Annotated in this window: 11 protein-coding genes; 9 read left to right on the forward strand and 2 right to left on the reverse strand. The window is 72.1% G+C overall.

The features are described 5' to 3' along the window. Window positions 1-161 precede the first annotated feature (161 nt). Genes B124_RS16195 through B124_RS16225 form a run of 7 tightly spaced genes read left to right on the forward strand, consistent with a single transcriptional unit; the run spans window position 162 to window position 8,718 of the window. A complete protein-coding gene (locus tag B124_RS16195) occupies window positions 162-2,297 on the forward strand; it encodes a TIGR03986 family type III CRISPR-associated RAMP protein (protein ID WP_496503545.1) in 2,136 nt (711 codons plus the stop codon). Next, the gene (locus B124_RS16200; RefSeq protein WP_496503546.1) at window positions 2,294-3,799 is read left to right on the forward strand and encodes a Cas10/Cmr2 second palm domain-containing protein; all 1,506 of its coding nucleotides are present in this window, start codon (window positions 2,294-2,296) and stop codon (window positions 3,797-3,799) included. Before B124_RS16195 ends, B124_RS16200 begins: the two co-directional genes overlap by 4 nt. After that, entirely contained in the window at window positions 3,790-4,371 is a 582-nt protein-coding gene (locus B124_RS16205; RefSeq protein WP_496503547.1) for an RAMP superfamily CRISPR-associated protein, read from the forward strand. Before B124_RS16200 ends, B124_RS16205 begins: the two co-directional genes overlap by 10 nt. Then, window positions 4,364-5,770, forward strand: a complete 1,407-nt coding sequence (locus tag B124_RS16210) for a hypothetical protein (RefSeq protein ID WP_496503548.1) — start codon at window positions 4,364-4,366, stop codon at window positions 5,768-5,770. The genes B124_RS16205 and B124_RS16210 overlap by 8 nt, the downstream gene beginning before the upstream one ends. Continuing rightward, the gene (locus B124_RS16215) at window positions 5,767-7,167 is read left to right on the forward strand and encodes an RAMP superfamily CRISPR-associated protein (RefSeq protein ID WP_496503549.1); all 1,401 of its coding nucleotides are present in this window, start codon (window positions 5,767-5,769) and stop codon (window positions 7,165-7,167) included. Before B124_RS16210 ends, B124_RS16215 begins: the two co-directional genes overlap by 4 nt. Further along, on the forward strand, window positions 7,164-7,607 hold the full coding sequence (locus B124_RS16220) for a hypothetical protein (protein WP_496503550.1): 444 nt from the start codon (window positions 7,164-7,166) through the stop codon (window positions 7,605-7,607). The genes B124_RS16215 and B124_RS16220 overlap by 4 nt, the downstream gene beginning before the upstream one ends. Window positions 7,608-7,617: 10 nt before the next feature. Continuing rightward, a complete protein-coding gene (locus B124_RS16225; protein WP_496503551.1) occupies window positions 7,618-8,718 on the forward strand; it encodes a hypothetical protein in 1,101 nt (366 codons plus the stop codon). A gap of 423 nt (window positions 8,719-9,141) precedes the next feature. Here B124_RS16225 and B124_RS16230 read toward each other — a convergent pair whose 3' ends face one another. Both B124_RS16230 and B124_RS16235 read right to left on the reverse strand, forming a co-directional pair. Further along, window positions 9,142-9,414, reverse strand: a complete 273-nt coding sequence (locus B124_RS16230; protein ID WP_496503552.1) for a DUF4031 domain-containing protein — start codon at window positions 9,412-9,414, stop codon at window positions 9,142-9,144. Next, complete coding sequence (locus B124_RS16235) at window positions 9,411-9,791, reverse strand: DUF8819 family protein (protein ID WP_496503553.1); 381 nt, start codon at window positions 9,789-9,791, stop codon at window positions 9,411-9,413. The genes B124_RS16230 and B124_RS16235 overlap by 4 nt, the downstream gene beginning before the upstream one ends. 186 nt (window positions 9,792-9,977) lie before the next feature. On the opposite strand from B124_RS16235, the gene B124_RS16240 reads away from it, so the two are divergent. After that, entirely contained in the window at window positions 9,978-10,916 is a 939-nt protein-coding gene (locus B124_RS16240; RefSeq protein ID WP_496503554.1) for a MurR/RpiR family transcriptional regulator, read from the forward strand. A 639-nt stretch (window positions 10,917-11,555) separates the two neighbouring features. Beyond that, entirely contained in the window at window positions 11,556-12,491 is a 936-nt protein-coding gene (gene murQ, locus B124_RS16245; protein ID WP_496503555.1) for an N-acetylmuramic acid 6-phosphate etherase, read from the forward strand. Window positions 12,492-12,707 lie beyond the last annotated feature (216 nt).

A 12,707-nucleotide genomic window follows, 5' to 3' on the forward strand; every position in this document is an offset into this window, starting at 1 on the left:
TCGCCCCGAACGACGTCGGTGGCGGAAATCCAGCCGAGCGGGGGCTGCCGCACCATCGCCAAAATGGCTGGCCTTGCACCGATCAGCTTGCGGTCGGCGCACTCAACCGGCTTGATTGGTCGCCGAGTTACCCACCACCAATCCATCCAGCAGGGGGGCCTGTGGCAGCCGCATCGGTCGGGCGGGACGAGTTCGTCAATCCGTACACCTTCGTCCCCTTACCGAAGGGCGGGCCCGGCGCCGAATGGCGGAGCGATCCCGCCGGACACGGTCAGCTGGTGCGCGGCCGGCTGAGCGGCGTCCTCGATGTGGAGATCACCGCGCGCAGTCCCCTCCTGCTGCGGAACGTCTACGACGGCGAGGAAGGTAGGTTCCCGCGCCGTCGGGTGCCCGGATTCGAAGAGCCGCAGCCGTATATCCCCGGTTCTTCACTGGCGGGCACGATCCGGTCGTTGCACGAAACGATCGCCGGTGGCTGCCTGCGGGTGTTCAACGACTCGTTCCGGCCCGGCTACCGGAATCACGTCAGAGTGCAGGACACCGCATGGCGACTGGCGTTGATCACCGAGGTCGACGAGAAGGGTGCTCCCGTACGGTTGCACCTTTGCCGGGAGAAAACGGTGTGGGTCGATTCCGAGATTCTGCACCGTGGGCTCGGCGGTCCGGAGCAGCTCCGTTCCGGGGTGCGGGTGGAGCTGGTCGGCGAAGTGGAGAAATCCGGCCTGGGGCGGTGGGAGCTCGGCAATCGAGGTGCCCAGGTGAGGAAGGCGGAGGACGGTGACGTGGTGGTGCTGGTCACCCACGCCGGTACCCGTAAGAAGACCCGGAAGAACCCCGACGCCGACGGCCCGAGAAAGCTCCGGGGGCGCTACTTCTGCGCCACGGGGGAGTTGGCGGGACCGGTCCGCGACGCGGTCGTCGACGGTGAGACCTGGCAGAACTACCTGGCCGCCGTGGACGGCACGCGCGACGTCCAGGAGGCCCGGCAGAACCCCGGGAATCCCGCGAAAGCCGTGAAAGATCAGATCCCGGTCTCCCACCCGGGAGACGGGACTGTGCTGCTCGGCTACCGCGACCGGTCGGCGCGCGAGCTCCGCAAGGGCCAGGTGGTGTGGGTACGGGCGGAGCTCACGGGCGAGAAAGCCGTCGTCAAGGAGATCTCACTGGCGGTCGTCTGGCGTCACCAGGGCGCAGGCGATGCCCGGGAACGGGTGCCGGAACACCTGAGGGCCGCCTGCTCCGATTCCCGGGCCCTGTGCCCTAGCTGCCGCCTCTTCGGGTCGGTAGACGCCGGCGACGGAAACCAGAAGGACGGCCAAGGCGCAGCGCATCAGGACGCCTATCGCGGTCATGTCCGGTTCTCCGACGCCGTCCCACGGTCGGCCCTGAAGCCGGATGTCCGCCACCTGCCCCCCATGGGATCGCCACGGCCGGGCGCCGGGCAGTTCTATCTGGCGCGCGGCGAGAAGCTGGAGAACAAGACCGCGGAGACGGGAAACGACTCGCCGCTGCGCGAATGGGGCGCGCGGGACGAGAACGGCCGGCGCCAGCTCCGGGGGCGTAAGCACTACTGGCTGACCGGTCGACCGGAAGATCGCCCGTACTTCCACGCCGAACGGGAGCGGGGAGGGATCTTCCGCAAGCTGTACGGTGCGGACAACAAGCTGATCTCCACCGCCGAGTCCGTTCCGCAGGGTTCTGTGTTCACGGCACGGGTGTTCTTCGAGAACCTGCTCCCGGCCGAGCTGGGCGGTCTGCTGAGCGGGCTGGACCCCGGCCTGTTGCTGCACACCGATGACGCCCAGGAGAAGGAGAAGGACAAGCGTGATCCGGTCCACTACGGCTGGGCGGTCGGCGGTGGACGCCCGTTGGGGTTCGGCACCTGCACCTCGCGGGTCACGATCACCTCGCTCGACAGCGCGGAGAGCCGCTATCTGGGAGCCGGCCCGCCGGAGGCGAATGCCGATACCGGAACCATGGTGGCAGCCTTCCGCCAGTCGGCGTCCAGGGAACTGGGCCAGGTGTGGAAACGGCTCGCCCCGGTGTTACGACTGGACTGGGCCCCGGCTGACCGCGTGTGGTACCCGCCCGCGGGATGGCTTCCCGGACCGGAGGAACACTTCGGCAACCCCAAGGTGCTGAAGGCGAGTTTCGCCTTCTGGAAGGAGTCCGCGGGCGCCTACGGAAAGACGGGCGGCACCCCCTACAAGCAACTCCCGGCCCCCAACTCGCCCGCCATCGGCATGAAGGTCGTCAAGGATCCGAATGCCCTCAACGGCAACGGCGGTGAAGCGTGACCGCCACCGCCCCGGAACCCGGGCGCGCACCGGTACCCGAGCACATCTACCTCGACGTCGGCATCGTCCGCATCCAGTCCTACCTCTCCCGCACGCCCAGCCTGCGCGGCCACCGGGCCGCCTCCCACACCCTGGCCGCCGCCACCAGACGCGAGGCCGTGGAGCGCACCGTCGACGGGCTGGCCGAGGTCAACACGGAAGCCGGTGAGGTGGACGGGGTGGTCAGTATGCGGTTTTCCGTCGCGCCGGACGAGGATCCGGCGCCACGGGTGCGGCGCGTACAGGACGCGGTCTTCGCTCACCTTCGCCGTGCCCTTCCGGGAGCGGAGTTCACTTCGGTCTGGGGCAGGGGCGCGTCGTATGTGGAGGTCTACCAGCGGCAGATGAAGCCGCGCATCGGACGCGGTGAGGTGCGGTACGACATGCCGCCGCCGGCGGAGTTCCCGCTGGCCGCACCGTGCCGTACGTGCCACACGGGCCCGGCCGCCGTGGCAGCGCCGGTCACCGGCGTCCGGCGACCGCTGTGTCCCGACTGCCTGCAACGCAACGTCCCGCGCGACACGATGCTCGACGACGACCGGACCCCGGAAGGCCGCCTCGTACGTGACCTGGGGCTGGACCGGCCGCCCGAGATGTTCCCGGCCCTTGCCGCACTCGGCGGCGGAGAGGGCAACCACCTGGCGACCGTCGCCGCCGACGGCAACGCCTTCGGCGAGTTCTTCGGCGAACTCGCCAGGCAGGGGAGCCGGGACCCCGGACTCCGGCAGGCCAAGGAGGAGCTGTCCGCGAAGCTGTCGCAGGCGACCCGTGACGCGCTGCAGGAGACGGTGTACGACCTGCACATCGAGCACGACTACGCGCAGTTGTGCGTGATCCCGCACGTCGTCGGCGGTGACGACGTACTGCTGAGCATGCCCGCCGACTGGGCGTGGAAGTTCACGATCACGTTCCTGCAGCGGTTCCACACGGCGGTGCACGAGGCAGCCGCGGACCTCATCACCAGGCTGAACGGCAGCCGCGACGGCCGTCCCGCGCTCGTGCCGCCCACGGCGTCTGCCGGCGTGGTCTTCTCGCATCACAAGGAGCCGCTGAACCTGCTGCGCGAGTCGGCCTATGACCGGATGGCGGAGGCCAAGAGGGAAGCGAAAGGAAAGAGGTCGTCCATCCAGTGGCTGGACATCACGGCCGACGGGCCCGACGCGCCCCGCCATCGCCCGGTACTCCTGGAGGTGCTGCGCACCCCGGCGGGCGACCCCGCCGCCGCCGACCGGGCGCTGACACGGCTGGCCGCGGTTCCGGCCGCCCACCGGGCGCGCCTTGCGGGCATCCTGCGCGACCGGGGTCCCCTCACCGCCGCAGCGGTGGAGAGCCGCCGTGTCGGGCACTGGGAAGCCATCCGTCCGTTCCTGCCGCCGCTCGGCGGCCCACCCGACGGCGATCCGCCCTGCGGGATTCCCCTGGAGGCCGCGCTGGGGATGGCGAGGTGGTGGCCGTGCGCGTGACGATCGCCTTCCACGGGCCCTTCCGCGTGGCCACCGGCAGGGGCCGCCCAGGTATCGACGCCGCCGTCGACCCGGACGAGTTGCTCCCCGCATCCTCGCTGAAGGGCCTGATGCGCGACTCCGCCGAACGGCTCCTGCCCGGCGCGAAGGGTCTCGCCGACGCGGTTTTCGGCACCGCCCGGCATCCGTCGGCCTGGGCCTGGGAGGCCGCCTCCTTCCCGTCCCCTCCGGACCGACGGCCACGAGTCCGCGTACGCGCGCAGGTGTCGCTGGACGAGGAGACCGGCGCGGCGAAGCAAGGCCATCTGCTGTACGGGGAGGAAGTGTGGGCCGCCTCCGCGGAGTTCACCGTCTCCCGCCATACCCGCCTGCCACGGACGGCCGGACCCGAGCTGACCGAGGCGGACCACGTGGTGGTGCTGGCCTGCGCCGCCGCCGGCGTGCACAGCCTGGGCGGCAGCCGGCGGCGCGGCCTCGGCTGGGTGACCCTGACTCCGCGGGAACCCGCGGTGGACCCGGAGCTGATCGACCGCTTCCGCCTGCTCGCCACCCGCTGGAGGGAGCATGCCTGAGATGCCCGACATGCTGGACGTGACCGTCACCGCGCACCAGCCGCTGGCCCTCGGAGTACGTCCGGCCGGCACCGCACCAACGCAGACCCTGTCCCACATCCCCGGCTCGGTGCTGCGCGGCGCCCTGGCAACGGTGTGGATTCGCGATCACGGGTTTCCGATGGAGGTCTCCCCTCAGCTACGGGAGCAGTTCACCGCCCTGTTCGAAGCGGACGTACGCTACGGTCCGCTGTTCTGCGCGGGGTCCGGGATCGTGCCGCTGTCGGTCAAGCGCTGCAAGTACCGCTGCTCCCCGGACGCCTACGTAGACACGGCGTTCGCCGACGACGAAGAACCCGAGCACTGCGGGCTGTGCCACCAGGCCGCACCGCTGACGGGCGGACGGGGCGAGGTGGAGTTCTTCGGCGGCCGTGCCGGCAGACTGCACGTACAGCGCACCCATCTGGAGATCGACGACGACAGCCAGGTCGCCAAGGACAAGGAGTTGTTCACCCGCCGGGCGCTGTCCCACCGCGACTCCGAAGGGAGACACCGCACCTTTCACGGTCGGATCGTGCCCCGCGGCCTGCCCCAGCCGGCGGCGGACTGGCTTGTGCAGCCAAGGAAGCTGAGGATGGGCGGAGGCCGCAGCACCGGCGGCGGGGTCGCGTTCGCCACGGCCCCCGCACACCCGGAACTGCCGGCGACTGCGACGACCGTCGTCCTCCGGCTGCTCTCTCCCGCGGCTCTGACCTGCCCCAGCGGCCTGCCGCTGGACATCGGCGACCAGGATGCGATGCGGGACGCCCTCAACGACGAACTCACCGACCTGCTCGGCACACCGATCGCCGAGGTGAGCCGGGTATGGGCCAGGCGTGAGCACGTCGGCGGCTGGCACGCCGCCTCCCGCCTGCCCAAGGCGACCGAGCTGGCGCTGAGCCCCGGATCGGTGCTGCGGCTGGCCTTCGCCGAGCGGCCCCTGCCGGAGGCGCTCCAGGCGCTGACCGCACGCGGGATCGGCCTGCGCCGCAACGAAGGTTTCGGCGCCGTGGAGGCCGCCGTCTCGGCCTGGCGGGCACCTGCCCGCGCCGGATCCGAAGGCGCCGGCCCCGGCAGGCAGGCGGCGGCACCCGATGAAGCGGCGGCACCCGATGAAGCCGAGAGCCACGCCCGCGCGCTGTACCGTACGGGCCACGGCAGGTGGTTCGCCGACCAGCTCCGCCCCTACGCCGCCGGCCGCGCGGCGGGCGAGCCGCCGAGCACCGCCGTACTCTCCCGCTTCCGACTGCGTGAACTGCCCGACAGCGACCGGGACGACATCGAGCGCATGCTGCTGGACGCTTCACCGCACGTCCTCGATCGCACCCTCGCGGCCCTGCGCTTCCTGAACATGCCGGACGAGGAGGCACAGCAGCCATGACCGCCGTCATCCATCTCCTGCGGGCGGACCTTGAGTTCACCTCGCCCGGCGGCGTGGCCGCGCCCGAGTCACTGACCGTCGGCTCCGTCCTCACCCCCGGCCTGCCGGTTGCCCGTGACGGCGACGGCCTGCCGTACGTGCCGGGCAGCTCCGTGGCCGGCGCCTTGCGCGGCGCCGCCCTCGAAGAGGAACGCAAGGTCCGGCTCTTCGGCGAGGTGCGGAAGGAGCAGGGCGACGACGACAAGACCGTGGCCGTCGCGTCCCCCGTCCGCGTGCTGGGGACCCGTCTTGAGCTGCCTGAAGACGGGCCGTCGGAGCCGGCCGTACGCCGCCGCACCGCCATCGACCGGCATCGCGCCGCGGCTGAGGCGAACACCCTCCACGAACGCGAGGTCGTCCCGCCCGGCACCCGGCTCACCGTCTGGTTCCGGCTGGACGCCGACGCGGGGGACACCGCCGCCGGGGACACCGACCGGCTGGACGACCTGCTGGCACTCCTGCGCACCTGGCGCCCCTGCTTCGGCGGCGGGCGCACCACGGGTCTCGGCCAGGCCCGGCTGCTGACCATCCACCACCGCCCCATCGACCTGTCCACCCTCGAAGGACTGCGGCACTGGCTGCTGAACGGCGGGCCCGGCCTCATCGACGACCAAGCCGAGCTGCGCTACGACGCCACCCGCCCCGGCGATGCCCGCGGCGCGGCGGAGATCCCGCTGGTCTTCGGCCGCGAACTGCACTTCCGCATCGTCGACGCGATCCACCTCGGCACCGGCGAGCACCGCGAGCGGGGACACGGCAGCACCGGTTACGCCCCGGTCCTTCTCGACCACCACGACGTCCCCGTGATCCCCGGCAGCAGTTGGAAGGGGCTGCTGCGTGCCCGCGTGGAGTTCATCCTCCGTTCCGTGGGCATCCCCGCCTGCGGCTCGGTCGGCGGCGGCGGGGCCTGCGGTGAATGCGCCGCCTGCGCGGAGTTCGGGTTCTCCGGCACGCGGAAGCACAGTGACGAACCGGCTGGCAGCGTTGGTGTGCGCGGAACGCTGATCTTCAACGACTCCGCCGTCCGCGACGGCCGTCGCCGGCTGCGCAACCACGTCGCCATCGACCGCGTCTTCGGCGGCGCCCGCGACAACCTGCTGTTCACCGAGGAAGTCGTCGAGGACGGAACCCTCTCCTTGCGCATCCAGCGCCAAGGCGACCTGCCCGACCCCGTACGCGCCGCTCTCGTACTCGCCCTGTACGACATCCACGAGGGACGGACCGGCATCGGCGGCGGCACCACCCGCGGCCTCGGGACCCTGACCGCCACCGAGAACACCGCCCGCTGGCTGGCGGCCGAACGTCCTGCCGCCATGGCCGCACTGAACGCCCACGCCCCTAAGGAGATGCCCGCGTGAATACCGGCACCGCGAGCGTCGTGACGCCCGCCCCGGCCCGTCTGGAGCGCCGCGGCCGACTGCCCTGGCCCGATGCCCGCGCTCTCCTGTCCGGCACCACGTGCGCCTGGGCAGACCTGGACGGCTTCCACATCGCCCCCGCCGCCGACCTGCCCGGGCCCGCCCTCCACGCCACCACCCACCTGTGGGCCTGGGACGAAGACGGTGCGCGCTGTCTTCGACTGCGCTTCGACGGCGTGCAGGCACTGGTCGCCGTCCTGCACGTCGGGGACACCGGCGGCGGACTGCGGGTCCACGTACGCCCTGGTCGTCCCTGGGACGAGGACGACCATCAGGTGGGCCCGCTGCGGCCGGAGGCGTACAGGCTGGGCTTCGAACTGCTGGAGCTGGCCGGGCCCACACCGGCGACCTTCGTCCGCGCCGTCTCGCCGTCCTCGTGAGGTGCTGAGAATGATCCCCTGGTATCGCCAGCTATGGCACTTCGTCACCAGCCGTGAGGGGTTCGGTGCCATCACGGTCGCCACCTCTTTCGGCGTCGCCGTCGGCGTCGTACCGAACATCCTCCAGGAGTTCGCCGGTGGTGGCCTGTGGAGCTACCTTGTCGTCTTCGCCGTCGCCATCGCCGCCGTCATCGGCGGCTGGGTGTTGGGCCGCCAGCGAGGCGTCGGAGTGGTGGCCTGTCTCTACCCCGAGCCGGACCCGATCCGCCTCGGCCGAATGGAGAAAGCCTCGACAAGCAGCCACAGCAGCACGCTGAAGCTTCACCCCGACATGCTCAGCCCGGGCGGCACCACGCTCGATCCTGCTGTCCGTGCCGACCTGGCGGCCAGGCTCATCAGCGCCCGAATCACAGAAAACTGGGACAGCGACCCGGACAGCTCCGTCACCCTGTACCCCCTGGCGCCCCTGAGCGACGGCTACCTCCTGGGCCGACGCCTGCGTGACACCCAGTTCCACGCGCTCCACGTCATGCACCTGCCCTACAACAGCACCGAGAACGCCGTCCCCGCCATCACCCTCGGCCCGCACCTCAACGATCCGCTCACCGCGGCACAACGCGGGCTCGTCACGCGCCACATGGCCACCCCCGCCGAGGCGACCGGAGCACCGGCCCCCGAAGCCAACCCCAACTGCCCGGCGCAGTACCGGCACCGGCTGGCGCTGATTGTCCGGCTCACCCCGCCGAGTTCAATGATCGAGGACGCCCAGTTCGTCGCCACCAGCGGCGAAACCCGGCGATCCGCAGACCACCGCCACACCGGGTACGTCCCTCCCGACAACCACCCCTGCGGCGCCCACACCGTCGTCGAGGCCGCGGGGACCCTCACGGAGACCCGCGAGGTCTTCGAGACGGTCGCCGCCCACATCCACCAGACCTGGCAGGCCGCCCGTACCGCGTGGGCCGAGGAAATTGGCCAATCCGGCATCGTCACCAGGCTGTTCATCAGCGCGCCGCTGCCGATCGTGCTCGCCCTCGGCTGGCTGACGGCCCGTGAGGACGTCACGTTGGTACCGCACTATCGTCAACTGAGCGGTCAGGGGGTGGTCTGACGGTGTCTCGCATCGAGGCGCAGCGGGGATGTGTGGGCGTTCGCGCTGCGAGGTGCCCGGGTGAGTAGGCGCATGCGTATGCCGGCTGGGTGGGCCGCTGTGCGCCAAATTCACGCACCTCATCACGAATTCGCCATCTTCGCCCCGCATGCCGGAATCCGTGAAAGTGGTAAGTTCCAGGGGCGGCACAGGACAAACACCCTGGTCAGCAAGAGTGCTCCCCGCACACGCGGGGATGGTCCCGACTCGGGCTGCCCGGGGTGGAGCACGGACTTGTGCTCCCCGCACACGCGGGGATGGTCCCACAAGATCCGAACACGCGAAAGCCCCCACCAGGTGCTCCCCGCACACGCGGGGATGGTCCCTGGCTCAGACCTCTCAGCATCCCCATTTCCATGTGCTCCCCGCACACGCGGGGATATCTCAACCCGCCCCCGTCCCCCTCCCCCGCCTCCGCAAGCCTCCCTCCACCAGCCGCCGGAGCAGCTCCTTCGACCCCACCTCCACCGCTCCCCGCCGCACCGCGTCCTCGTACCGCGTCGACGGGATGTCGTAGTGGTCGCCGTCGAACGCCCTCCGCGGTACCCCCATCGCCTCCGCGAAGGCGTGCAGTTCCTCGTACGACTCGTCGCTCACCAGGTGCGACCAGAGCCGCCCGTGCCCCGGCCAGGTCGGTGGGTCTACGTAGATCGTCACCCCGCGCCGCCGCCCGCGCGCAGGCGGCCCACCGGGGCCACCGCCGTGCCCGTTCTGCCGCACACCCACCGCGGGTCCGGGCCCAGCTCCGGTTCGATGTCCAGCGCGTGGGGGCCCGCGGAGTCGACGTCGTGGCAGACGGGGCACAGCGGCCACCTGCCGTACTTCTCCAGGAGCGCGTCCTGGACGTCCTGGGCCACCAGGCCGTCGAGGTACGCCGCCCCCTCCGGCCACTGCTCCACCCACCAGCGGCGGTGCACCACGGCGTCTTCGACGAAGGTGACCACGTCCGGTTCGGCCACGTCGGCGGCGCTGAGGTCGGCGAGGATCAGCGCGCGTGCGCGGTGCAGCGCCTGCTCCAGCCCTTGGTGCTCCATGCGCCCATTGTCCCGCAGCCGGCACCCGGTCTGCCGGGCCCGCAGCCGGGTCCGCGGCCGGGTCCGCGGCCGGGTCCACAGCCGGGGCCGCCGCCGGGGCGGCGGGCGCACCGCACCGGAGGGGGTTTTCCACAGGGCCGCCACGGGGGGTTGACTCACACTCCGCCGCGAAAATATCTTTCGGATGTGAGCTACAGCGTGAAGGAAACTTTCACCCCCGACACCCCGACCGGGCCCACGCCGCCCGCGCCCGCCGCTCTCGCGGCCAAGGTGCGCACGGTCGCGCCGTCCATGACGCGCTCCATGCAGCGCGTCGCCGAGGCCGTCGCCGGGGACCCGGCCGGCTGCGCCGCGCTCACCGTCACCGGCCTCGCGGAGCGCACCGGCACGTCGGAGGCCACGGTCGTGCGAACGGCGCGGCTGCTCGGCTATCCCGGGTATCGCGACCTGCGGCTGGCCCTCGCCGCGGCGGCGGCTCAGCAGGAGGCCGGGCGGGCGCCGGCGGTCACCGCGGACATAGCGGTGGACGATTCGATGGCCGACGTCGTCGCCAAGCTCGCGCGGGACGAGCAGCAGGCGCTGGCGGACACCGCGGCCGGGCTCGACCCCGTGCAGTTGGAGGCGGCGATCGCCGCCATGGCCGCCGCCCGGCGTATCGACGTGTACGGCATCGGGGCCTCCAACCTCGTGGGGCAGGACCTGGTCCAGAAGCTGCTGCGGATCGGCGTCGTGGCGCACGCCTCGCCCGACCCGCACCTGGCCGTGACCAACGCCGTCCAACTGCGCGCGGGCGACGTGGCCATCGCGATCACGCACTCGGGCCGCACGGTCGACGTGATCGAGCCGCTGCGGGTCGCCTTCGACCACGGGGCGACCACAGTGGCGATCACCGGCCGCCCGGACGGCCCCGTCGCGTCGTATGCCGATCACATACTCACCACGTCCACGGGCCGCGAGAGCGAGCTGCGGCCGGCGGCCATGTCCAGCAGGACGGGCCAACTGCTGGTCGTGGACTGCCTGTTCATAGGCGTGGCCCAGCGGACGTACGAACGGGCCGCCCCGGCGCTCGCCGCCTCGTACGAGGCGCTGGCCCACCGGCACAGCCCGCTCCGCCCGCGGTCCTGACACCGCCCGGCGACACCCGACGACGACCGATGCACCGGCGACCCGCCCTCCGCCCAGGCGGCGCGGCCCCCACCCGCGGCACCGGACGCGCCGGAGGTCCCGGACGGGCCGAATGCGCCGGACGGGTCGAGCATGCCGGACGGGTCGGATGTTCCGGGCGTACGGGACGTGTCCCGGGCGCCGGAGGCGTCCACCGCACCACCCGCACCACCCGCACCACGCACCGCCCATGCGCCACCCACCGCTCGCGCACCACGTATCCCTTACGCACCACGTACCCCTTACGCACCACAGACCGCTCACGCACCGCAGACCGCTCACGCACCACGCACCGCACACGGACCACCCGCGGGCATCACCCGCCCGCGGGTACGCACCACCCCGCACCACCCCAGGCACCACCCCCCGCACCGGCCTGCCCGACGACGTCCCCGCGGGCGTCCGACGGCCGGCGTCCCACCGCACCGCCGTACGACGCCGGCGCCGCCCGGCGGCCGGGCGCGCATCGCGCGCCGGTCGCCCGCGACGGCAGTCCGACCGCCGGCGACCGCACCAGGCAAGCCGCCGTGACCGACCCACCTCCGCGTGCGCGCACCGCCCACCGCGCGCCACGCACCGTATGGAAAGAGCCGCCCCGACATGCCCTCTCCCTCAGCCGACATCCGCCGGGAGCTGGAAAACCTGACCACCGAGGCGTTCCGTCCTGAGCTGGCAGAGATCGATCGTCTCTCCAGCCTGGAGATCGCCAGAATCATGAACGAGGAGGACAGCGGGGTACCGGGCGCGGTCGCCACCCAACTGCCGCAGATCGCCGCCGCCATCGACGCCACCGCCGAGCGCATGTCCCGCGGCGGCCGGCTGTTCTACCTGGGCGCCGGCACCGCGGGCAGACTCGGGGTGCTGGACGCCAGCGAGTGCCCGCCGACGTTCAACACCGATCCCGCACAGGTCGTCGGCTTGATCGCCGGCGGGGACACGGCGCTCCGCACCTCCACGGAAGGCGCGGAGGACAGCAGGGAGCTGGCCGCGGCCGACCTTCGGGCGGCGGAGCTGGGGTCCGACGACACGGTCGTCGGCATCTCCGCCTCCGGCCGCACGCCGTACGCCGTCGGCGCAGTGACGTACGCGCGCGGGCAGGGGGCGCTGACGATCGGGCTGTCCTGCAACGCGGGTTCGCCGCTGTGCGCGGCGGCGCACCACCGCATCGAGGTCGTCGTGGGCCCCGAGCTGATCGCCGGCTCCACGCGGCTGAAGGCGGGCACGGCGCAGAAGCTCGTGCTCAACATGCTGTCGACGATCACGATGATCCGCCTCGGCAAGACGTACGGGAACCTGATGGTCGACGTGCGCGCGTCCAACGAGAAGCTGCAGGCCCGTTCGCGGCGCATCGTCGCGCTGGCGACGGGCGCGGGCGACGAGGAGGTGGAGGCCGCCCTCGCCGAGACCCACGGCGAGGTGAAGAACGCGATCCTCGCCATCCTCGGCGGTGTGGACGGCAGCACGGCGGAGCGGCTGCTCGACGCCTCACACGGCCACCTGCGGGTGGCTCTGAAGGCCGCCACCGACGTGAGCTGACCTGCCTCCCCGCGGGACTGACCCGCCCGCGGAGCCGACACGCCCCGCAGGGCTGACACGCGCCAGCGCCACGCTCCCGCGGAGCTGACCCGTCCCGCGGAGCCGACGCGCCCCAGCGCCACGCCCCGCGGAGCCGACCCGCAGCCCGGAGCGACAGGTCCCACGCGCCCGAGGGCACACGCCTCACGCGCCCGAAGGCGGCACCCCGTTCGGGGT

The sequence above is a fragment of the Streptomyces sp. CNP082 genome, assembly GCF_059570535.1.

Coding starts and splice junctions, on each gene's coding strand:
- B124_RS16235 (WP_496503553.1), bottom strand. CDS start 9,791: ATGGAGCACCAAGGGCTGGAGCAGGCGCTGCACCGCGCACGCGCGCTG.
- B124_RS16210 (WP_496503548.1), top strand. CDS start 4,364: ATGCCTGAGATGCCCGACATGCTGGACGTGACCGTCACCGCGCACCAG.
- murQ (WP_496503555.1), top strand. CDS start 11,556: ATGCCCTCTCCCTCAGCCGACATCCGCCGGGAGCTGGAAAACCTGACC.
- B124_RS16225 (WP_496503551.1), top strand. CDS start 7,618: ATGATCCCCTGGTATCGCCAGCTATGGCACTTCGTCACCAGCCGTGAG.
- B124_RS16215 (WP_496503549.1), top strand. CDS start 5,767: ATGACCGCCGTCATCCATCTCCTGCGGGCGGACCTTGAGTTCACCTCG.